Here is a 21,282-nt window from a genome sequence, read left to right as displayed (position 1 = left end):
CCGCAGTGTCATGCTGGTGACGCTGATGCAGGAGGCTACCCGACTGCAACGGGCGGCATCCGTGGTGGAAGGCTACGCCTACAGCCATGGAATGCGACACTAATCTGGCCAGAGACTGCCGTAAAAGTGTCAATTTTGCAGACTGACGTGTCCAGCAGACCTTGTGCAAGTCTTAGTGTGTGGTCAGAGGGGAAACCGCTTCGAGTCGACTGGAGGGTGCTTCCCGCAATCGGGATCTCGGTGTCCTATCAACACCCGATGTCCGTCCTGCTGGAGCCGGCAGTTGTCGTCATCCCGGGTCGCTCAGCTTGCAATGAGTAACCAATTGGCGCTGGTGGGATTGGAGACGGAACAACGGTGTGACGCCGTTGGAAGGGTCCCGCCCGGTCTCACCGGGCATGCTCCGTAAGGCAGGCATCCGGGCGGGCAGGTAATGTTGGAGTGTTCCCCAAACGTAGTTCCGTTGTCTCATCCCAGGAGTCTGTTCGCTGTGAATCCGGTCGTCCCGTCAGCAAAGCGAAGCACCGCGAAACCTGCCGGCAAGTCGGCGGGAAAAACCGTGTCCTGGCGCGAGGTCGAACCGGCCCCGGTGGTGCTGCTCAGCGGCCCCGAGGATTATCTGGCCGGCCGGGCCATGGAACGGATCCGTGCGGCCCTGCGGCAGGACCGGCCGGACACCGAACTGGTCCGCCTCGATGCCGCAGCCTATGACGCCGGTGAACTGACCCTGCAGTCCAGCCCGTCGCTGTTCGGGGAGGCCAAACTCATTGAAGTCTCGAACCTGGCCACGATGAACGAGGATTTCCTGACCGACACCCTGGCCTACCTGTCAGATCCGGCTCCCGATGCCGTGCTTGTGATGCACCACGGCGGCGGAAACCGGGGGAAAAAGCTCCTGGACGCGGTGAAGTCGGCCGGAGCCGCCGTGGTGGAGTGCCAGCCGTTCAAAAAGGACGCGGAAAAGCTGGACTTCGTGTCGCAGGAATTCAAGGCTGCCCGCCGGCGGATCGATCCAGTGGCCTCGCGCGCTCTGGTGGCGGCAGTGGGGTCGAAGCTGGCGGACCTGGCCGCAGCCTGCCGTCAGCTGATCAACGATGCCTCCGGAGAGATCAGCGAAGAGCTCGTCGAGAAGTACTACGGCGGCCGGGTGGAAGCCACCGCCTTCAAAGTCGCCGACGCGGCGCTGGCCGGACGCGGCGGGCAGGCACTGTCCATGCTGCGCCACGCCCTGGACACCGGCGTCGATCCCGTCCCGCTGGTCGGTGCGCTGGCCATGAAGGTTCGGGCCGTGGCGAAGGTGGCGAACCTGCGCGGTTCGTCGGCCTCCATGGCCAAGGAACTGGGCATGGCTCCGTGGCAGGTGGATCAGGCCCGGCGTGATGCCCAGCACTGGTCGCAGGAATCCCTTATCAAAGCGGTCCAGGTTCTGGCCGAGGCCGACGCGCAGGTCAAGGGCGCCGGCCGGGATCCGGTCTACGCCGTCGAGCACGCGGTCACCGTCATCTCCTTGGCGGCTGCTGGGCGCTAATCCGGCCCCGGGCGCTGATCCGGCGTCCGGGACAGATTCTCCGGGACTGTTTTTCCGGGACTAGTGATCCCGGATTAAAGCTGGTTAAAGCAGTCTGGCCGGCCCCCGAAGGGACCGGCCAGACCGACAAGACTAAAGCAAAAACAACTGCTTAGAGCGCGTTGACCTTCTTGGAGATGGCCGACTTGCGGTTCGCTGCGTTGTTCTTGTGGATAACACCCTTGCTGACGGCCTTGTCCAGCTTGCGGCTGGCGTTGGCCACCGCTGCGACTGCTGCATCCTTGTCGCTGGCCTTCAGGGCAGCGTCAACGGAGCGGATTGCGGTCTTCAGCTCGGACTTCACCGAGTTGTTACGCATGCGCGCCTTCTCGTTGGTGAGGATGCGCTTCTTCTGGGACTTAATATTGGCCACTATATAAACTCTCTTTGTATTGCGGACTTGGTCGGTGAGGGAATTTCAGCCCAGACATTGACTGAGCGGCGTGGGGATACCGTAATGGCGCCTGAACTGAAGTGCCCGTCGACCTGCGCGGACACACAGCAATAAATGTTAGCAGAATTTGGGCACAACCGCCCGTTCGGGGTGGTCAGCGCACGACGGCGCGGCGGCACGTCCCGCCGCGGTGCCGTCAGTTCCGGGCAGCAAAAGCCTTTCGGACGCGTTCGAAAGCGGCGGGGGAGAGGACGGCGCCCTGGCGTCGGACGGCAGCGGGATCGAGCTGCAGCACGCGGTCCAGTTTGACCTCGCTCGGCCTGCCCTGCGCATCCCACGGCCCGGTTCCCATATCGACGTAGTCGGGATCGGAGGTGCGGCTGTTGCTGCGGTCCTTGGTGGTCATCATCAGGGCCAGCAGCCGGGACCCGGAGTGGCCGATGAGCAGCACGGGCCGGTCCTTGCCCTGCGAATAGTCATCCTCGTAGGGCACCCACGCCCAGACAACTTCCCCCGGATCGGGTGAGCCGTCCGGCGAGGGGGCGTAGACGGGCGTGACCTCCCCGCGGAAATCGCCGGGGTAAGCGCCCGTTCCGCCCGGCTTGGCGGCCGGCTGGGAGCGGCCCGCCGTCGGCGTCGTCGTCCGGCGTGCGGATTTCGACGCCGCACGGGACTGCGGTTTCTGCGGCGACGACGTCCGGCCGGCGGATTTGGGCTGTGCCTTGGGCTGGGTCCGGCTCTGCGTCGGAGAGGCGGTGCCGGAACGGGTGAGCAGGCGAAGGGCTGCGCGGGCAAGGGAAAGAAGAGAACGGTTGGAGAAGGACATCACCCCACGCTATTACCTTCTGCGGTTCCAGCACGGACAGGCAAACGTGGGAGACTGTTAATTCAGCAGTTAAAACCACCAGGAAAAACCGACGAACCGCGCCGAAGCCGGTTCCCGCACGCGGCCCCGCCGCCGCGGCCGCGTGAAGTCCTGTGAACAGTAAAGGAACCGCCACAGTGTCACCCATGGCCCGCTTCTCACCGGTGCCTGCCGCGACGGATCCGGCGATCATCAGAAACTTCTGCATCATCGCCCACATCGACCACGGCAAGTCCACCCTGGCCGACCGCATGCTCCAGTCCACCGGAGTTGTGGAGCATCGGAACATGAAGGCCCAGTACCTGGACCGGATGGATATCGAGCGTGAGCGCGGCATCACCATCAAGTCCCAGGCCGTGCGCATGCCCTGGGAAGTGGACGGCGAGTCCTACGCCCTGAACATGATCGATACCCCGGGCCACGTGGACTTCACCTACGAGGTTTCCCGCTCCCTGGCAGCGTGCGAAGGCGCCGTGCTGCTGGTGGACGCGGCCCAGGGCATCGAGGCCCAGACCCTGGCGAACCTGTACCTGGCGATGGAAAACGATCTGACGATCATTCCGGTCCTGAACAAGATCGACCTCCCGGCCGCGCAGCCCGAGAAGTACGCCGAGGAACTGGCGAAGCTGATCGGCGGCGATCCGGCTGACGTATTGAGGGTCTCCGGCAAGACCGGTGTTGGCGTCGAAGCCCTGCTGGACCAGATTGTCCGCGAGATTCCGGCACCGGTGGGCGACCCCAACGCTCCCGCCCGGGCCATGATCTTCGACTCCGTGTATGACACCTACCGCGGCGTCGTCACCTACGTCCGCGTCATCGACGGTTCGCTGTCCCCGCGCGAGCGGATCCAGATGATGTCCACCCGCGCCAGCCACGAACTGCTGGAAATCGGCGTCAGTTCCCCGGAGCCCACCCCGTCCAAGGGCCTGGGCGTCGGTGAGGTCGGCTACCTCATCACCGGCGTGAAGGATGTCCGGCTGTCCAAGGTCGGCGACACCGTCACCAACCTGGCCAAGCCGGCCGAGAAGTCCCTCGAAGGCTACGCCGATCCCAAGCCCATGGTGTTCTCCGGGCTGTACCCCATCGACGGCGCCGACTACCCGGTGCTGCGCGACGCACTGGAAAAGCTGATGCTCAACGATGCCGCGCTGGTATACGAACCCGAGACGTCCGCGGCGCTGGGCTTCGGCTTCCGGGTGGGATTCCTGGGCCTGCTGCACCTGGAAATCACCCGTGAACGGCTCGAGCGCGAGTACAACCTGGACCTGATCTCCACCGCACCCAACGTGGAGTACGAAGTGACGCTGGAGGACAAGAAGGTGGTCACGGTGACCAACCCCAGCGAGTACCCCGAAGGCAAAATCAAAGAGGTCCGCGAGCCGATGGTCTCGGCCACGATCCTGGCGCCGAACGAATTTGTCGGCGCCATCATGGAGCTGTGCCAGTCCCGCCGCGGCGTCCTGGGCGGCATGGACTACCTCTCCGAGGACCGGGTGGAAATCCGGTACCGCCTCCCGCTGGCCGAGATCGTTTTCGACTTCTTCGACATCCTGAAATCCAAGACCCGCGGCTACGCGTCGCTGGACTGGAAGGCCGACGGCGAACAGGTCGCCGACCTGGTCAAGGTGGACATCCTGCTCCAGGGCGAACAGGTGGATGCGTTCAGCTCCATCACGCACAGGGACAAGGCCTACTCCTACGGCGTCATGATGACCGGCAAGCTGCGCGAACTGATCCCGCGCCAGCAGTTCGAGGTGCCCATCCAGGCGGCCATCGGCTCCCGGATCATCGCCCGCGAATCCATCCGCGCCATCCGCAAGGACGTGCTGGCCAAGTGCTACGGCGGCGACATCAGCCGTAAGCGCAAGCTGCTGGAAAAGCAGAAGGAAGGCAAGAAGCGCATGAAGATGGTGGGCCGCGTCGAAGTTCCCCAGGAAGCCTTCGTGGCAGCGCTTTCCTCCGACGAATCCAAGGACAAATCCAAGAAGTGACACCCAGCGCACTGCCCCTCGGAGACCCGGCACCCGCCGACGGACTCCTGCCAGCACAGGCCGCGGCCGGCGCAGCCGAACGGAACTTCGGGCTTTACGTCCATATCCCGTTCTGCGCCGTCCGCTGCGGCTACTGCGACTTCAACACCTACACCGCCACCGAGCTCGGCGGCGGCGCCTCGCAGGCCGCCTACGGCGGCACCGCGGAACAGGAAGTCCGCTTTGCCGCCCGTGCGCTGAAGGCCTCGGGCTTGCCGGACCGGAAGCTCGGCACCGTCTTTTTCGGCGGCGGAACACCCACCCTGCTGCCCGCCGAGGACCTGGCCGGGATCCTGAAGACAGCCGTTGACGCCTGGGGCCTGGAACCGGGCGCCGAGGTCACCACCGAAGCCAACCCGGACTCGGTCACCCCCGCGTCCCTGCAGCTGCTCGCCGACGCCGGTTTCACCCGGGTCTCCTTCGGCATGCAGTCAGCGGTCCCGCACGTCCTGGCGGTCCTGGACCGCACGCACACGCCGTCGCGGGTTCCCCAGGCAGTGAAGTGGGCGCGCGACGCCGGCCTGAACGTGAGCGTCGACCTGATCTACGGCACGCCGGGAGAGTCCCTCGCGGACTGGGAAGTCTCCGTCAAGGAGGCGCTCAGCTACGAGCCGGACCACATCTCGGCCTACGCGCTGATCATCGAGGACGGCACCAAGCTGGCCGCGCGGATGCGGCGCGGCGAGGTGCCGCCGATCGACGACGACGACCACGCGGACAAATACCTCATGGCCGACGAAATGATGACGGCGGCCGGACTGTCCTGGTACGAGGTGAGCAACTGGGCCCGGACACCCGCTGATCAGTGCCGCCACAACCTGGCGTACTGGCGCAGCGACGACTGGTGGGGGATCGGTCCCGGCGCGCACTCCCACGCCGGCGGCGTGCGCTGGTGGAACGCGAAGCACCCCACCGCCTACGCGCAGCGGCTTGCGGCGGGGGAGTCGCCGGCGGTGGGGCGCGAAACCCTCGACGCCGACACCCGGTACGTGGAAGACGTCATGCTGCGCACCCGGCTTGCGGAGGGCCTGGAGCTGTCCCGGCTGAAGGATTCCGGCCGGCTCGCCGTCGCGGGCCTGATGGCCGACGGCCTGGTGGACCCGAGGGCTGCCCTGACCGGCCGCGTGCTGCTCACGACCAAGGGCCGCCTGCTCGCCGACGCCGTCGTCCGCCGCCTGCTGCCGGACTAGGACAGGCTGCCGGACCGGGACAAGCTGCCGGACCGGGACAAGAGGCATCCAACAAGAGAAGGACCACGGACGGCAGCGATGCCGGCCGGGGTCCTTCTTTTTGGCCTGTCTGAGGGTGAATGCCCGTTACGGGATGCGGCGCAGGTTCAGGCGGTACCGGTAAGGGCGCCCGCGGTTGACCTCGATGCCGGCCACCACCGAGGAAACGGCGATGATGACCCAGAGCAGGGCGTTAAGGATGGCGAAGACCCAGCCGATTACCGGAATGAAGGACAGCAGCCAAGCCACCAGGGCAACGATGGTGGGAGGCAGCGTGAAGTTCAGCGCTTCCTTGGACTCCTGGGCGGTGAAGGGGCCGCGGTCGCGGAAAACCAGAAAGATGACCAGGGCCGGGATGAAACCCAGGATGCCGCCGAAGTGCGCCATGGTTGCCCACTGCCGGTCCTCCGAGGCCGTCAGGGGCAGCGCATTGGCAGGCGCTCCCTGGTAGGCGGGACGAGCGCCGGAACCCCGGTCATCGGGCTGCGGGTGGTGGTTCTGACGGATGTTCGACACTGCTGTTTCCTTTGTGACTCTGGACGCCTTGGTCTTATGCCCTGGGGCCAATGCTTGGACTCGCGGTACCCGGTGAGACTGTGCAGATAAACCCGGTGAGACTGTGCAGATAAAACTGTGCAGATCGGATCGGATCGGTTTACTGCCCTGTACCTCAACTAGGTTACTGGCAACGGGTCCCGTCTCCGGTACCCGACGCGGCGCGCGGTTCGCTAGGGAACGGTCAGGAAGTCGATTACTTCCTCCACCCGCCCCAACAGCGAGGGCTCCAGATCGGCGTACGAGTTGACGCTGCCCAGCAGTTTCTTCCACCCCATCGCCACGTCCGTGTGGTCCCGGTGCGGCCAGCCCAGGCCCTTGAGGATGCCCGTCTTCCAGTCTTCGTGCCGCGGGACCACCGGCCAGGCGGCCAGGCCGATGGTCTGCGGCTTGATGGCCTGCCAGACATCAACGTACGGATGCCCCACAATCAGCACGTTTCCGCGCGCCCCGGGGACCGCCATGGCTTCGGCGGCGATGCGGGACTCCTTGGAGCCGGACACCAGGTGGTCCACCAGGATGCCCAGCCGGCGGCCGGGGCCCGGGCTGAAGTCCCGAACCGCGGCATGCAGATCATCCACTCCGTGCAGGGGCTCGACGACGATGCCTTCCACGCGGAGGTCGTCGCCCCACACCTTCTCCACCAGTTCGGCGTCGTGCTTTCCTTCCACCCAGATGCGGCTGGCCCTGGCGGTGCGCGCCCGCACATTGTCCACCCGGACGGAGCCCGACGCCGTCCGCCGGGACACGGGTGCCGCCGCCTTGACCGCCGGGATCACTTCCACCGGCTCGCCGTCGAGCAGGAAGCCGAAACCCAGTTCAAACGACTTGGTTTTTCCCCGCCGGTCCTCCAGCACCATCAGACGCAGTCCGCCGGACTTCTCCACCCGGACCACGGCTCCGACCCAGCCGCTCTGCACATCCTCGAGCACCAGACCGGCCTCTGCCCCGACCTTGGGGAGGGTTTTCCGGGCCGGAGCACTGATGTCCTGCGGTCCCCACGAAAAGTTGGACACGGGTGTTTTCCTCGCTTTGGTTGGTTCGCATGCAGCTGGCAAGTGCACGCCGCAGGCGTGCGCGGCTCGGGCCACTCAATGCTAGCAACGACCCTGATCCGTATTAGACTTAGCACTTAGGCATGGTGAGTGCTAACCGTCAGCCGCTCAACGGCCAACGCCGGTTGACCGCCGGTCCACCGTCAGCAAGGGAGGGAAAACCATGAGTGAACCACGCAGACTCGAGGTGCTCCGGGCCATTGTTGAAGACTATGTGCATTCGCGCGAGCCGGTCGGCTCCAAGGCCCTGGTGGAACGCCACCAGCTCGGGGTCTCCAGCGCAACCATCCGCAACGATATGGCTGCCCTTGAAGAAGAGGGCCTGATCGTTGCGCCTCATACTTCTGCCGGGCGCATCCCCACCGACAAGGGCTACCGCTTGTTTGTGGACAGGATCTCCGATGTAAAGCCCCTGTCCGCCGCCGAACGCAAGGCCATCTCCTCCCTGCTGGAGGGCGCCGACGACCTCGACGACGTCATGGAGCGGACGGTCCGGCTGCTGTCGCAGCTGACTAACCAGGTGGCCGTGGTGCAGTATCCGCATTTGGGCAACGCCAAGGTGCGGCACATCGAGTTTGTCCTGCTCGCACCCGCCCAGGTGCTGGTTGTCCTGATTTCGACGACCGGCCGGGTGGAGCAGCGCGTCATCACCATTCCGGACCAGGTCACGGAGCCGGACCTGCTGGATTTGCGGCAGCACTTCCTCGTCTCGCTCAGCGGCACACCGCTGACCCGGATCACCGGCCACCTGGCCGAATGCCTGGCCACGGTGCCGGCCCGCAGGCGGCGCAGTGCCGCCGCCCTGGCCCGGTGCCTGGAACAACTGGCCGGAATCAACCGCGAAGACCGCTTGGTCATGGCCGGAACAGCCAACCTCGCACGGTCCACCGTAGACTTTCCCCTGACCATTGGCCCGATCCTCGAGGCGCTGGAGGAACAAGTGGTCATGCTTCGGTTGTTGTCCGAAATGGAGCAGGACGCCCGGGGCGTTTCGGTCCGGATCGGACGGGAGAACCCGCACGGTTCGCTGTCGGAGGCATCGGTCGTGGCCACCGGCTACGGCCCGGACGCCTCGGCGAAGGTGGGGGTGCTCGGACCAACCCGCATGGATTATCCCAACACCATGGCGACGGTGCGGGCCGTGGCCCGCTACCTTTCCCGGATACTGAACAACTAGAAAACGTTAGACAATACAGCAGCAGTGCGCCGGTTCCCGGCCGTCCAAGGCGGCCGGAGCCGGCGGAAGTCTTCGCAAGAGAAGGCGAAACCGCAACACGGTTACTGCAAATTACAGGAAGCGATGTGCACGAGTGAGCGATCACTACCAGGTCCTGGGTGTCGGACGCGACGCAACGGGCGAAGAAATCAAGAAGGCGTACCGGAAGCTTGCCCGCAAGCTGCACCCGGATGTTAACTCTGCTCCCGGAGCGCAGGACGAGTTCAAGGCCGTGACCCACGCCTACGAGGTGCTGGCGGATCCGCAGAAGCGCCGGATCTACGACACCACCGGCAACGAGAACGGCAACGACAACGGTTTCGGCGGCGGCGCCGGCTTCGGCGGCCAGAGCTTTGGCTTCCAGGACATTTTCGACACCTTCTTCGGCGGAGCCGGAGCGGGCGGCGGCCGGGGCCCGGCCTCCCGCACGCGCCGCGGCCAGGACGCGCTGATCAATGTGCGCATCGATCTCAAGGACGCCGTGTTCGGCATCAACAAGAAGATCGACGTCGACACCGCTGTAACCTGCCCGACCTGCGACGGCAGCTGCTGCCAGCCCGGCACCTCGCCGCGGACCTGCGACATCTGCCACGGCACCGGCCAGGTGCAGCGCGCTGTCCGCTCCATCCTGGGCCAGGTCATGACCAGCGCCCCCTGCGGATCGTGCCAGGGGTACGGCTCGGTCATTCCCGATCCCTGCCACGAGTGCGCCGGCGAGGGCCGGGTCCGCAGCCGCCGAACGCTGAACATCAAGATCCCGGCCGGCGTTGCCACCGGCACCCGCATCCAGCTCGGCGGCCAGGGCGAAGCCGGCACCGCCGGCGGACCGCAGGGTGACCTCTACGTGGAGATCCGGGTTAACGCCGATCCCACGTTCGTGCGCGAGGGCGACGACTTGCACGCCACCCTGACGGTGCCGATGACGGCCGCCGCACTGGGCTCCTCGATCAACTTCGAAACGTTCGACGGCGACCGTGAAATTACGGTCAAGGCCGGCACGCAGTCCGGCGAAATCACCACCCTCAAGGGACTGGGCGTCACTCATCTGCGCGGTTACGGCCGCGGAGACCTCCTGGTCCACCTGCATGTGGAGACTCCGCAGAAGCTGGACGCGGAGCAGGAGGAGCTGCTGCGCAAACTGGCAAAGCTCCGCGGTGAGGAATACGCCGAGGGCCGCCTGGCCGGCAGCGGATCCGGCGTCTTCGCCCGGCTGCGGGACCGCCTGGGCAATCTCTGACCATGACCAACCCCATTTTCTTCGGTGACCCGGGCGCCGTCCGCGCCGCCGTGCCCGGGTCAGTGTTTGTCCTCGAGGGACCGGAGGCCCACCACGCCGTAGCCGTGAAGCGGCTTGCCCCCGGCGAACCGGTGGACATTGTGGACGGTGCCGGACTGCGGCTGACCGGCACCGTGTCGGCAGCGGCTCCGTCCCGGCTGGAAGTATCCGTGGAAGCCGTCACCGAAGAAAACGAGGCAGCCGAAAAGCTGATCCTGGTCCAGGCCCTTGCCAAGGGCGGCCGCGACGAGCAGGCGATCGAAGCGGCAACAGAACTCGGCGTGCATGTGGTTCTTCCGTGGCAGTCCGAGCGCAGCATCGTGCGCTGGCGCGCCGACAAGGCGGCCAAGGGACAGGCCAAATGGCAGGGGATTGTCACTGCTGCGGCCAAACAGTCCCGCCGTTCAGCGGTTCCGCTGGTCGAAGAGGTCGTGGAGTCAAAGGCACTGGCGCTGCGGCTGGCTGATGTGGATCTGGTGGTGGTGCTGCACGAGGAGGCCGACGGCGGACTCGCCCCGGCCGTCGCGGAAGCGCGCCGGCGGGCCGGGAACCGGCCACTGAGCATCGCGGTGGTTGTGGGCCCGGAAGGCGGCATCAGCGCCGCGGAAGTGGACCTTCTGCGGTCCGGCGGGGCCGTGGCGGTCCGGCTGGGCGGACACGTCCTGCGGTCCTCGACTGCGGGGCCGGCTGCGCTGGCAGTCCTCAACTCCCTGCTGGGCCGCTGGTAGGAACTACTGCGGCACGGAGCTGACGCTCACGCGCTTGGAATCCTCGTTCTCCCGGTCCTCGCCGTGAAAGACGCTGACGTTGTATTCACCCGGGGGCAGCTCCACGGTAAAGCCGAAAAGCGAGCTGCCTCCGGTGGGTGCCTCGAGTTCGGCATAACCGGTCTCGATGGCGGTCTCCGCCGGCCGGCCGTCCACAATGGGTTCCACCCGCCAGGAGAGCTGGCCGCCTTCGGAGACTGCCGTGCCGTGCACGGTGAGGGAGGATTGCGAGCCGGATCCCTCCTGCGGGTCGATGATCCAAATGGGCGCCATGAGCGCCGCGTCGCGCTGCAGCGGGCCTTCCAGGACCTCGTGCCCAAAGGCGGTGTAATCCGCCTTGCCGTCCACCAGCAGCACCACCGACGCCTCGTGGCCCACGGTGGTCAGACCGGCATTCGATGCCGCCGCGGTGGCCGTGTAGACCAGCTGCTGAACGGCACGGTGGGCCATTCCCTCGTCCATTGAGGTTGTGAAGGCATCCTCGGAAATGTCGACGGTAATGACGTTCTTGCCGGAGATCGAGGCGGTGACGCGGCTGGCCTTGTGCCACGGATTAAAGTAGTCCGGATCCGCCGGCTTGCCGGAGGTCATGGCGAGCACTGCTTCACCGATGGGGTCGCCGCCGCTCTCGGCCGGCTGGAATTCCCGGTAGAGCTGGACATCGGAGCCGTTCAGGCCCAGCCAGTAGACGGGTATGCGGCCCGGGGCGGGCTTTCCCTCCGAAGGAGCCGCACCGCTCAGGGGGGACGCCACGGAACCGCCCGCCGCGCCGAAAGAGATGGGCATGGTGGTGGTCGGGGTAACTGCCACCACTCCGCAGCCGCTGAGGAGGAGCGATGAGGCAGCCAGCAAGCCGAGGAATCCCCGGCGGCTGCGCAGTGTCGTTTGGCGCGATGTGCCCATTCTGTCCTCCCTTCGCTGAACGGTCGCTTTCAAGCTTGGCACATGCCAAACGCCGGATCCGCTGTCTTGACCTTCCTGCTACCGGACTGAGACCCGATTGAGACCCGCAGGCGCTGACCGATCAGTCCGGCAAATCCCTGCCGGCCCGCAAAACAGGAGAAGACGGGTGCGGGGGGCATCAAGTAATATTGAAGTGTCTGTCTTAAGGCAGGCACTGCGTTTCCTGCCAGAACGGGGCGCGAACAGCGCACGATCAGCACACGAACACCACACGAACACCACACACGGCACGACCGAGAAACTCTTCAAAGGGGCGATGAAAGGCCTGGGAAGGCCGAATATATGACTGAATCCTCAGGAATTGGCACCATCGGACTGGATCGGCAGACCATTGTCTTTGATTCCACTGAACACATGGTCCAGTCACTGGGTGCCAACGACGAGGCACTCAAGATCATTGAGGCCGCTTATCCGGAAGCCAACCTGCATGTGCGCGGGAACGAGCTTTCGATCACCGGCCCGGCGCCCGTAGTGGAACTCACGCACCGGCTGGTGAGCGAGGTCCGGATTTTGGCCCGCAGCCAGACCAAGGTCACGCCCCAGCTCCTGGAGCAGCTGATCACCATGCTCCGGGACCAGACGGCGCAGCGCCCGGCGGAGGTCCTCACGCAGAACATCCTGTCTTCGCGCGGGCGGACCATCCGGCCCAAGACGCTGAACCAGAAAAACTACGTCGACGCGATCGACGAAAACACCATCGTGTTCGGGATCGGACCGGCCGGCACCGGCAAGACCTACCTCGCCATGGCGAAGGCAGTGCAGGCGCTGCAGCAGAAGGAAGTTTCCCGGATCATCCTCACCCGCCCCGCGGTCGAGGCCGGAGAACGCCTGGGGTTCCTGCCCGGGACGCTGAGCGACAAGATCGACCCGTACCTGCGCCCCCTCTACGATGCGCTGCACGACATGATGGACCCGGATTCGATTCCCCGGCTCATGGCGGCCGGGACCATCGAAGTGGCGCCGCTGGCGTATATGCGCGGGCGCACCCTGAACGATGCGTTCATCATCCTGGATGAGGCGCAGAACACCACGCCGGAACAGATGAAGATGTTCCTGACCCGGCTGGGCTTCGGCTCCAAGATGGTGGTGACCGGCGACGTCACGCAGGTCGACTTGCCCGGCGGCACGGCCTCCGGCCTGCGCATCGTGCATGACATCCTCGGCGATCTTGACGACGTGTCCTTCTCCGAGCTTTCCGCCACTGACGTGGTCCGGCATTCGCTGGTCAGCAGCATCGTGACGGCGTACAGCGAATGGGACGAGTCCCGCCGCAACAGCGATCCGGCCGCCGGCGGCCGCCGGACAGGACGGGGGACTGCCAAATGAGCATCGAAGTGAACAATGAATCCGCGGTTGCCGTGGACGAGGAAGAACTGTCCCGGCTGGGGCGCTATCTGCTGGAAAGCCTGTACGTGCATCCGGAAGCGGAACTGTCCATCATCCTGGTGGACGAGGAAGCCATGGAGAAGCTGCACATCGAATGGATGGACATCCCCGGCGCCACCGATGTGCTCTCCTTCCCGATGGACGAGCTGCGGCCCGGAGTCCCCGGACGTCCGACCCCCGCCGGCGTGCTCGGCGACATTGTCCTCTGCCCCCAGGTGGCCGCCGAGCAGGCGGAAACGGCCGGCCACAGCATGCAGGAGGAACTGTTGCTGCTGACCACGCACGGCGTGCTGCACCTGCTGGGTTATGACCATGCCGAACCCGAAGAGGAAAAGGAAATGTTCGGCCTGCAGCGCGAGCTCCTGTCCGCCTACCTGGGCCGGGATGCCCCGAAGGAGACGCGCAGTTGAGCGTTGCCCTGCTGATCCTCATGGCCGTGGCCTTCATGGTCCTGGCCGGGTTGCTCACGGCCGCTGAATCCGCATACGGCTACTTGCCCCGGCATGAGGCCGAAGCCCTGCTGCAGGGCAAGGCGGGCAAACCCCTCCGCCGGATCCTGCAGCATCCCGTGGCACACATGCACGCGCTGCGGTTCTGGCGCGTCTGGTTCGAAATGGCGACAGCAGTCACCGTTGCCACCGTATTCCAGATGCTCCTGGAGAACATCTGGCTGGCCGGGCTGCTGGCCACCGTGGTGATGGCCGGCATCGGTTTTGTCCTGGTGGGTGTTTCGCCCCGCCAGATCGGCCGGAAGCACGTGACCGCCGTCGTCGTCCTGACCGCCGGCCTGGTGCGGTTCCTCCGCGTGGTGCTGGGACCCGTTCCCGGCTGGCTCGTGCGGCTGGGCACCGCCGTCGCGCCGGGCACCCAGGGCCCCGATGCCGCCTTCTTCACGGAGGAGGAGTTCCGCGAACTGCTGGACCGTGCCTCCGAGGCAGACATGATCGAAAACACCGAGGCTGAGCTCATCCACTCGGTTTTCGAACTCGGCGACACGAAGGTCCGGTCAGTGATGGTGCCCCGCACCGACATGGTCTGCATCGAGTCCGGTTCCAACCTGCGCCAGGCCATGTCCCTGTTCCTGCGCTCGGGCTACTCCCGGGTACCGGTGATCGAGGACAGCGCCGACCAGATCGTGGGCATCCTCTACCTCAAGGATGTTGCCGCGCAGATGCACTCCAACCCGGCCGAAGCCACGGTCCGGCGCGTGGAGGAATTCGCCCGCGGCGTGCGCTACGTACCGGAATCCAAGGCCGTCAGCGAACTGCTCCAGGAACTGCAGCGCGAATCCACCCACGTGGCCGTGGTGATTGACGAATACGGCGGCACCGCGGGACTGGTCACGCTGGAGGACCTGATCGAAGAGATCGTGGGCGAGATCGTGGATGAATACGATTCCGAGCGCCCCGAAATCGAGAACCTCGGCGGCGGCCGCTACCGGATCAGCTCCCGCGCCGGCATCAACGACCTCGGTGAGCTGTTCGACGTCGACCTCGACGATGACGAGGTCGACACCGTGGGCGGCCTGCTGGCCAAGGCCTTGGGCCGCGTGCCGATTGTCGGCAGCGAAGTGGTGGTCGACGGCGTCGTGCTGCACGCCGAGCGCCTCGAGGGCCGCCGCAACCGGGTCTCGCACATCATCGCCTGGAAACAGCACCGCGAAGCGGAAACAGACGCTCAACACGACGACGGCAGGGAATCCTCCCGCGTCCACTCAACAGAATTGGTACCCCGTAATGACTGATCCACAGTTCCGCGCCGGCTTTGTCTCGCTGGTGGGCCGGCCCAACGCCGGCAAATCGACGCTGACCAACGCCCTGGTCGGCCAGAAGGTGGCGATCACCTCCAGCAAACCCCAGACCACCCGCCACACCATCCGCGGGATCGTGCACCGCGAAGACTCCCAGCTGATCCTCGTGGACACTCCGGGCCTGCACCGGCCCCGGACCCTGCTGGGCAAGCGCCTGAACGACCTGGTCGCCGACACGCTGTCCGAGGTGGACGCCATCGGTTTCTGCCTGCCTGCCAACGAGGCAGTGGGCCCGGGCGACCGTTATATTGCCAAGCAGCTCGCCGCGCTGAAGGGCAAGCCGGTGGTGGCGCTGGTGACCAAGACCGACCTGGTGGACCGCGCCGCCCTGGCCAAGCAGCTGATGTCGGTGACGGCCCTGGGCAATGAAGTCCTGGGCGAGGCCGGCTGGGCCGACGTGGTGCCGGTCTCCGCTGCCGACGGTTTCCAGGTGGACACCGTGGCCGAGGTCCTCTCCGGATACATGCCGTCTTCCCCGCCCCTGTACCCGGACGGCGAACTGACCGACGAGCCCGAAGCCGTCATGGTGGCCGAACTTATCCGCGAAGCTGCCCTTGAAGGCGTCAGGGATGAGCTTCCCCACTCCTTGGCAGTGGTGGTGGATGAGATTGTTCCCCGCGAAGGGCGCTCCGAAGACAACCAGCTGCTGGACATCCGCGTAAACCTCTATGTGGAGCGGTCCTCGCAGAAGGCAATCATCATCGGCAAGGGCGGTGCCCGCCTGCGGGAAGTCGGCACCAACGCCCGCCTGGCCATCGAAGCGCTCCTCGGCACGCGCATCTACCTCGACCTGCACGTGAAAATCGCCAAGGACTGGCAGCGCGACCCCAAGCAGCTGGTCAAACTCGGCTTCTAGCCCCGAAGGAATGCAGCGGCCCTGAATATTCTTTTCAGGGTCGCCGCGTACACTTTGAACATTCACTCGCGAATCACTACCGAACGTTCACTTGCGAATCGCCACCGTTGAACACGAATTACTGAAGGGGACCGGCTCATGTCATCTCGCCGTGCCGTAACGGGTGCCGGTCCCTCCGGAAACTCCGGCTCCGGAGACTCAGCCTCCGGAAACTCCGGCTCCGGAGACTCAGCCTCCGGTCCGGCTCCGGCCGGCAATCCCGGCGGCCGCCACCTGGGCCGCCACGGCGCCGCGCACCCGGTCCTGCGGGCAGTGGCAGTCATCCTGGCCCTGACACTGGTCTCCGGCTTGGCATTTGTCGGCGTGCAGGTTGTCCGCCTGCAGAACAACCTGGATACCAAACCGCTGAACCTGGGCGCCAGCCAGGAAGCGGCAGTGCCGGTGGACACCAACACCGATCCGCTGCAGATCCTGATCCTGGGCACTGATAACCGCGAGGGCCAGGAGAGCAACAACTCCGACGTCATGATGCTGGCGAACATGTCAGCAGACCGCTCGCACGTTACGGTGGTCAGCTTCCCCCGCGACCTGCTGGTGCCGCTGCCGGAGTGCTCGGATCCGGACACCGGCAACACCTATCCGGCCATGGACCTGGGCCAGCTCAACGGTGCCCTGGGCAACGGCGGACCCGGCTGCACAGTGGCGGCCATCAACGAGCTGACCGGGCTGAACATTGACCACTTCATGATGGCCGACTTCGACGCGGTCAAGGAGCTGTCCGACACCCTGGGCGGTGTTGAGGTGTGCGTGAACCAGCCCGTGGAAGACGAACTGTCCGGCCTGAGCCTCCCCGCCGGAGTCAGCAGCGTCCAGGGCGATCAGGCCCTGGCCTTCCTGCGGACCCGCCACGGCTTCGGCAACGGCGGCGACGAGGGCCGCATCCGCGCGCAGCAGAGCTTCATGGCGTCCATGGTCCGCAAGGTCCAGGACGAAGGCACGCTCAAGAATCTGCCCAAGCTGTACTCCATCGCCGAAACCGTGACCCAGAACCTGACGGTGGACAAGGACCTGACCAGCGCCTCCTCGCTGATCGCCCTGGCCGGCCGGCTCAAGGACGTGGACCTGGGCCGGGTTGCCTTCGTCACCGCACCGGTTGTCCCGTACGAGTACGACAACAATCGGCTGGTGCTGGACGAAGCGGCAGCCGAGCCGCTCTTCACCGCGTTGGTGGAAGACCGCGACATCACCAAGCCGGCGGAACCGGAAACGGCTCCGGGCACCGCTCCGGCGGAGGGAACGCCGCCTCCGGCGGAGGAAGCTCCGCTCTTCGATCCGGCAACGATTCCCGTCACCATCCTTGATGCCACCGGCAGCGCCGACGAGGCCGGCACCGAGTCCCGTGACCAGGACCTGGCCGCCTACCTGCTCTCGGAGGGTTTCGCCCTGGCGGCCTCCGGCGGGCAGACCGGCGCACCGAGCCCGGCAACGCAGGTGTTCCACGGCCCGGGCTACCTTGAAATGGCGCAGCAGGTGGCCGCGGCACTGGGAATTCCCGCAGTGCAGGTCGTGGCGAGCAACCTGGTCATCGGCGTCAGCGTGCAGGTCGGGCAGGACTTCACCACCGGAAACACCATGCCCGACGCCGGAGACGTGGGCGGCCTCACAGGCCAGACCGCGGCTCAGGTGACGTGCCAGTCGGCTTTCGGAAACTAACAAATTCGCAATTCACAATTGGGTAGCCCCTCGGGCTGCTGTTAGGGTGGTCACGTGCGCGCAGAGCTTCGTCTTCTTAGCTGCCGCGGCGGGGCCATAACCAACGTATAGGCCGCCCCTCGCTGCGGAGTTTGTGTTGCCCGGCCGCTCTTTTGAACCACTAGAAAAGGCCACACCAGACATGCGAAATGCACAGCAGCCCTCGGGAATGCCCGTCTCCAAATACGTTCCCTTCCAGGACCAGATCAGCTTCGAGCTGCCGGACCGGACCTGGCCGGACAAGCTCATCACCAAGGCTCCGCGCTGGTGCGCGGTGGACCTGCGGGACGGCAACCAGGCCCTGATCGATCCCATGAGCCCCGAACGCAAGCACAAGATGTTCGACCTGCTGGTGCAGATGGGCTACAAGGAAATCGAGGTCGGTTTTCCCTCCGCCTCCCAGCTGGACTTCGACTTCGTCCGCCAGCTGATCGAGGGTGACCGCATCCCCGATGACGTCACCATCCAGGTGCTGACCCAGTCCCGGGAGCACCTGATCGAGCGGACCTACGACTCCCTGGAGGGCGCTGACCGCGCCATCGTCCACCTGTACAACTCCACCTCGGTGCTGCAGCGCAAGGTCGTGTTCAACACCGACCAGGACGGCATCGTGGACATTGCGCTCTCCGGCGCCCGGCTGTGCAAGAAGTATGAAGAGCAGCTGCGCGGCATTGACGTCACCTACGAGTACTCGCCCGAGTCCTACACCGGCACTGAGCTGGAGTTTGCCCTGCGCATCTCCAACGCCGTCGCCGAGGTCCTGGAAGCCTCCCCGGACCGGCAGATGATCCTGAACCTCCCGGCCACCGTGGAGATGGCCACCCCCAACGTGTATGCCGACTCCATTGAATGGATGCACCGCAACCTGGCGAACCGGGACTCCATCATCCTGTCCCTGCACCCTCACAATGACCGGGGCACCGGCGTGGCCGCCGCCGAACTGGGCTACCTGGCCGGCGCGGACCGCATCGAGGGCTGCCTCTTCGGCAACGGAGAGCGCACCGGCAACGTGGACCTGGTGACGCTGGGCATGAACATGTTCAGCCAGGGGATCGACCCGCAGATCGACTTTTCGGACATCGACCATGTCCGGCGCACGGTGGAGTACTGCAACCAGCTGCCCGTTCCCGAGCGTTCCCCCTACGGCGGGGACCTGGTCTTTACTGCGTTCTCCGGTTCCCACCAGGACGCCATCAAAAAGGGCTTTGAGTCCATGGAAAAGGACGCCGCCGCCGCGGGCACCACGGTGGACGGAATTCCGTGGGCAGTGCCGTACCTGCCGATTGACCCGAAGGACATCGGCCGCAGCTACGAGGCAGTGATCCGGGTGAACAGCCAGTCCGGCAAGGGCGGCGTTGCGTACCTGCTCAAGAACGAACACAACATGGACCTGCCGCGCCGGGCACAGATCGAGTTCTCCGGGGTCGTCCAGCGCCGCACCGACACCGCCGGCGGCGAAGTCACCGGGGCCGAACTGTGGAAGGTGTTCCAGGACGAGTACCTGCCCACCACCCCGGAGGCCGACGGCGAACCGTGGGGACACTATGCCCTCTCCTCGGTCAATGCGGACACCGCCGAAGACGGCACGTTCAAGCTGACGGCGTCGCTGAACATCGCCGGCGTGCAGCAGAAGCGCATGGCTTCCGGCACCGGCCCAATTGCCGCCCTGCTGGAAATCCTGAGCGAGGACGGCATCGATGTCCGGCTGCTGGACTACACCGAGCATGCCCTCTCGGCCAGCGGAAATGCCGCGGCGGCCTCCTACGTGGAATTGGCTGTGGGAGAGCGGGTGCTCTGGGGCGTCGGAATCGACCCCAACACCACCATGTCAGCACTCAAGGCGGTCATTTCCGCCGTGAACCGGGCCATCCGAGACCGGTCCTGACCGGAACCCGGCGGGTCGCGGGAAGCCGCGCGGCAGGCGCGCCCGGGGGCCAAGTGCTCCCGGGTGCGCCGGAGCCGGGGCCGGACGTGGGAAAATAGCATGGTGGCAGGAAAATCATTAGCTTCCCGGACGTATCGGGACGAGGGCGTCATCCTGCGCACCCACAAGCTGGGTGAGGCGGACCGCATCCTGGTGCTGCTGACCCGCAACCACGGCCAGGTCCGTGCCGTTGCCAAGGGGGTGCGCCGCACCTCGAGCAAGTTCGGAGCCCGCCTGGAACCGTTCATGGTGGCGGACCTGCAGCTGCACTCCGGGCGCAACCTGGACATCGTCACGCAGGCCACGACCCTGGGCGCGTACGGGCACGGCATCGTCTCCGACTATGCGCGGTACACCGCGGCGGCAGCCATCGCTGAAACCGCCGAGCGGCTGACCGACGTCGACGGCGAGTCAGCCAATGCCCACTACCATCTGGTCATCGGCGCCCTGGCGGCGCTGAACCGCGGGGCCCACGCCCCGGAGCTGATCCTGGACTCCTACCTGCTGCGGGCGCTGGCCACCGCCGGCTGGGCGCCGAGCTTCACCGTCTGCGCCCGCTGCGGCGCCCCGGGGCCGCATTCGGCGTTCGCCGCAGCGTTGGGCGGCGCCGTCTGTTCGTCGTGCCGCCCGCCCGGGGCGGCGTCGCCCTCTCCCGAAACCATGGTCCTGCTGGCCGCCCTGCTTTCGGGGGACTGGGCCACGGCCGACGACGCCGGGCAGCAGCCGCGGCGGGAGTCGGCGGGCCTGGTGGGCAGTTATCTTCAATGGCACCTGGAACGGGTCGTCAAATCACTTCAACATGTGGAGCGTGTCTAAGCTTGCGTTCAAAGCCCCAACCGGCAGTCCTGCCGCATCCTCCCGTCCGGCCCGAACCGCACCCCTCCGGCGCGGTTCCGCCTCCGGTGCCCGCAGAGCTGGTGCCGCAGCATGTGGCCATCGTGATGGACGGCAACGGGCGCTGGGCCAACCAGCGCGGACTGCCGCGCACCGAAGGGCACCGCGCCGGGGAAGCCGCCCTCCTGGATGTCATGGCCGGCGCCGTCGAGATGGGGATCCGGCACGTCTCCGTCTACGCGTTTTCCACCGAGAACTGGAAACGCTCGCCCGAGGAGGTCCGCTTCCTGATGGGCTTCAGCCGGGACGTGCTGCGCCGGCAGCGGAACCAGCTCAATGAGTGGGGCGTTCGGATCCGCTGGTCCGGCCGCCGGCCGCGGCTGTGGCAGTCGGTCATCAAGGAATTGGAAACCGCCGAAGAGGTGACCCGGGAGAACACCGTCTGCACCCTGAACATGTGCGTCAACTACGGCGGCCGGGCCGAGATCACTGATGCCGTGTCGGCCATCGCCGCCGACGTGGCGCGGGGCAAACTGCGCCCCGGATCCATCACTGAAAAAACCATCCAGAAATACCTGGACGAGCCGGACCTTCCGGATGTGGACCTGTTCCTGCGCACCTCCGGCGAGCAGCGCCTCTCCAATTTCATGCTCTGGCAGTCCGCCTATGCGGAGATGGTCTTCATGAACACCCTTTGGCCCGATGTGGATCGGCGCACGCTCTGGGAAGCCGTGGAGATTTACGCCCGCCGGGACCGCCGGTACGGGGGAGCAGTGGATCAGGCATCGCCCGCATAACCGGTG

The 21,282-nt window shown here is 65.9% G+C and carries 19 protein-coding genes; 14 read left to right on the top strand and 5 right to left on the bottom strand.

Features of this window, described 5'->3' with window-relative positions:
• Window positions 1-490 precede the first annotated feature (490 nt).
• Window positions 491-1,528: a DNA polymerase III subunit delta gene (gene holA, locus QNO08_RS10385; protein WP_229965591.1), complete on the top strand. Its 1,038-nt coding sequence runs from the start codon at window positions 491-493 to the stop codon at window positions 1,526-1,528.
• Window positions 1,529-1,679: 151 nt separating this feature from the next.
• On the opposite strand, the gene rpsT is transcribed toward holA, so the two are convergent.
• On the bottom strand, window positions 1,680-1,940 hold the full coding sequence (gene rpsT / locus QNO08_RS10380; RefSeq protein WP_210229171.1) for a 30S ribosomal protein S20: 261 nt from the start codon (window positions 1,938-1,940) through the stop codon (window positions 1,680-1,682).
• A 217-nt stretch (window positions 1,941-2,157) separates the two neighbouring features.
• Complete coding sequence (locus tag QNO08_RS10375; RefSeq protein WP_229965592.1) at window positions 2,158-2,787, bottom strand: type II toxin-antitoxin system PemK/MazF family toxin; 630 nt, start codon at window positions 2,785-2,787, stop codon at window positions 2,158-2,160.
• Between the two features lie 176 nt (window positions 2,788-2,963).
• On the opposite strand from QNO08_RS10375, the gene lepA reads away from it, so the two are divergent.
• Window positions 2,964-4,817 (top strand): translation elongation factor 4, encoded by a 1,854-nt coding sequence (lepA, locus tag QNO08_RS10370; protein WP_229965593.1) that lies wholly within the window; start codon window positions 2,964-2,966, stop codon window positions 4,815-4,817.
• Window positions 4,814-6,046, top strand: coding sequence for a radical SAM family heme chaperone HemW (hemW, locus tag QNO08_RS10365; RefSeq protein ID WP_229965594.1), 1,233 nt, complete (start codon window positions 4,814-4,816; stop codon window positions 6,044-6,046). The genes lepA and hemW overlap by 4 nt, the downstream gene beginning before the upstream one ends.
• A 126-nt stretch (window positions 6,047-6,172) precedes the next feature.
• On the opposite strand, the gene QNO08_RS10360 is transcribed toward hemW, so the two are convergent.
• Both QNO08_RS10360 and QNO08_RS10355 read right to left on the bottom strand, forming a co-directional pair.
• Window positions 6,173-6,592: a DUF4870 domain-containing protein gene (locus tag QNO08_RS10360; protein WP_229965788.1), complete on the bottom strand. Its 420-nt coding sequence runs from the start codon at window positions 6,590-6,592 to the stop codon at window positions 6,173-6,175.
• A 221-nt stretch (window positions 6,593-6,813) separates the two neighbouring features.
• Window positions 6,814-7,656 (bottom strand): DUF3097 domain-containing protein, encoded by an 843-nt coding sequence (locus QNO08_RS10355; RefSeq protein ID WP_229965595.1) that lies wholly within the window; start codon window positions 7,654-7,656, stop codon window positions 6,814-6,816.
• Window positions 7,657-7,858: 202 nt separating this feature from the next.
• Here QNO08_RS10355 and hrcA point away from each other — a divergent pair, with 202 nt between their 5' ends.
• From hrcA to QNO08_RS10340, 3 genes are all read left to right on the top strand, one after another.
• On the top strand, window positions 7,859-8,872 hold the full coding sequence (gene hrcA, locus QNO08_RS10350; protein WP_229965596.1) for a heat-inducible transcriptional repressor HrcA: 1,014 nt from the start codon (window positions 7,859-7,861) through the stop codon (window positions 8,870-8,872).
• Between the two features lie 133 nt (window positions 8,873-9,005).
• Window positions 9,006-10,148 (top strand): molecular chaperone DnaJ, encoded by a 1,143-nt coding sequence (gene dnaJ, locus QNO08_RS10345; protein WP_229965597.1) that lies wholly within the window; start codon window positions 9,006-9,008, stop codon window positions 10,146-10,148.
• Window positions 10,149-10,150: 2 nt separating this feature from the next.
• A complete protein-coding gene (locus QNO08_RS10340; protein ID WP_229965598.1) occupies window positions 10,151-10,915 on the top strand; it encodes a 16S rRNA (uracil(1498)-N(3))-methyltransferase in 765 nt (254 codons plus the stop codon).
• Between the two features lie 3 nt (window positions 10,916-10,918).
• Here the strand turns inward: QNO08_RS10340 and QNO08_RS10335 are convergent, their stop codons facing one another.
• On the bottom strand, window positions 10,919-11,857 hold the full coding sequence (locus QNO08_RS10335) for a GerMN domain-containing protein (protein WP_229965599.1): 939 nt from the start codon (window positions 11,855-11,857) through the stop codon (window positions 10,919-10,921).
• Window positions 11,858-12,199: 342 nt separating this feature from the next.
• On the opposite strand from QNO08_RS10335, the gene QNO08_RS10330 reads away from it, so the two are divergent.
• The 8 genes from QNO08_RS10330 to QNO08_RS10295 all read left to right on the top strand — a co-directional run bounded on the left by QNO08_RS10330 (window position 12,200) and on the right by QNO08_RS10295 (window position 21,276).
• On the top strand, window positions 12,200-13,243 hold the full coding sequence (locus tag QNO08_RS10330) for a PhoH family protein (RefSeq protein WP_229965600.1): 1,044 nt from the start codon (window positions 12,200-12,202) through the stop codon (window positions 13,241-13,243).
• Window positions 13,240-13,713: an rRNA maturation RNase YbeY gene (ybeY, locus tag QNO08_RS10325; RefSeq protein ID WP_229965601.1), complete on the top strand. Its 474-nt coding sequence runs from the start codon at window positions 13,240-13,242 to the stop codon at window positions 13,711-13,713. The genes QNO08_RS10330 and ybeY overlap by 4 nt, the downstream gene beginning before the upstream one ends.
• The gene (locus tag QNO08_RS10320) at window positions 13,710-15,047 is read left to right on the top strand and encodes a hemolysin family protein (RefSeq protein WP_229965602.1); all 1,338 of its coding nucleotides are present in this window, start codon (window positions 13,710-13,712) and stop codon (window positions 15,045-15,047) included. Before ybeY ends, QNO08_RS10320 begins: the two co-directional genes overlap by 4 nt.
• Complete coding sequence (era, locus tag QNO08_RS10315) at window positions 15,040-15,969, top strand: GTPase Era (RefSeq protein WP_229965603.1); 930 nt, start codon at window positions 15,040-15,042, stop codon at window positions 15,967-15,969. The genes QNO08_RS10320 and era overlap by 8 nt, the downstream gene beginning before the upstream one ends.
• 138 nt (window positions 15,970-16,107) lie before the next feature.
• Entirely contained in the window at window positions 16,108-17,682 is a 1,575-nt protein-coding gene (locus QNO08_RS10310) for an LCP family protein (protein ID WP_229965604.1), read from the top strand.
• Between the two features lie 181 nt (window positions 17,683-17,863).
• The gene (gene leuA, locus QNO08_RS10305) at window positions 17,864-19,606 is read left to right on the top strand and encodes a 2-isopropylmalate synthase (protein WP_229965605.1); all 1,743 of its coding nucleotides are present in this window, start codon (window positions 17,864-17,866) and stop codon (window positions 19,604-19,606) included.
• 99 nt (window positions 19,607-19,705) lie between these two features.
• On the top strand, window positions 19,706-20,461 hold the full coding sequence (gene recO, locus QNO08_RS10300; protein ID WP_231712480.1) for a DNA repair protein RecO: 756 nt from the start codon (window positions 19,706-19,708) through the stop codon (window positions 20,459-20,461).
• A gap of 2 nt (window positions 20,462-20,463) precedes the next feature.
• Entirely contained in the window at window positions 20,464-21,276 is an 813-nt protein-coding gene (locus tag QNO08_RS10295) for an isoprenyl transferase (protein ID WP_229965607.1), read from the top strand.
• Window positions 21,277-21,282 lie beyond the last annotated feature (6 nt).

The sequence above is a fragment of the Arthrobacter sp. zg-Y820 genome, assembly GCF_030142155.1.
Lineage (GTDB): Bacteria > Actinomycetota > Actinomycetes > Actinomycetales > Micrococcaceae > Arthrobacter_B.
This window is presented reverse-complemented; position numbering and strand designations above follow the sequence as displayed.

Excerpts from the sequence above, each read along its gene's own strand:
- QNO08_RS10375 (WP_229965592.1), bottom strand. The coding sequence starts at position 2,787 with ATGTCCTTCTCCAACCGTTCTCTTCTTTCCCTTGCCCGCGCAGCCCTT.
- hrcA (WP_229965596.1), top strand. The coding sequence starts at position 7,859 with ATGAGTGAACCACGCAGACTCGAGGTGCTCCGGGCCATTGTTGAAGAC.
- QNO08_RS10340 (WP_229965598.1), top strand. The coding sequence starts at position 10,151 with ATGACCAACCCCATTTTCTTCGGTGACCCGGGCGCCGTCCGCGCCGCC.
- QNO08_RS10335 (WP_229965599.1), bottom strand. The coding sequence starts at position 11,857 with ATGGGCACATCGCGCCAAACGACACTGCGCAGCCGCCGGGGATTCCTC.
- QNO08_RS10330 (WP_229965600.1), top strand. The coding sequence starts at position 12,200 with ATGACTGAATCCTCAGGAATTGGCACCATCGGACTGGATCGGCAGACC.
- ybeY (WP_229965601.1), top strand. The coding sequence starts at position 13,240 with ATGAGCATCGAAGTGAACAATGAATCCGCGGTTGCCGTGGACGAGGAA.
- era (WP_229965603.1), top strand. The coding sequence starts at position 15,040 with ATGACTGATCCACAGTTCCGCGCCGGCTTTGTCTCGCTGGTGGGCCGG.
- QNO08_RS10310 (WP_229965604.1), top strand. The coding sequence starts at position 16,108 with ATGTCATCTCGCCGTGCCGTAACGGGTGCCGGTCCCTCCGGAAACTCC.
- leuA (WP_229965605.1), top strand. The coding sequence starts at position 17,864 with ATGCGAAATGCACAGCAGCCCTCGGGAATGCCCGTCTCCAAATACGTT.
- recO (WP_231712480.1), top strand. The coding sequence starts at position 19,706 with ATGGTGGCAGGAAAATCATTAGCTTCCCGGACGTATCGGGACGAGGGC.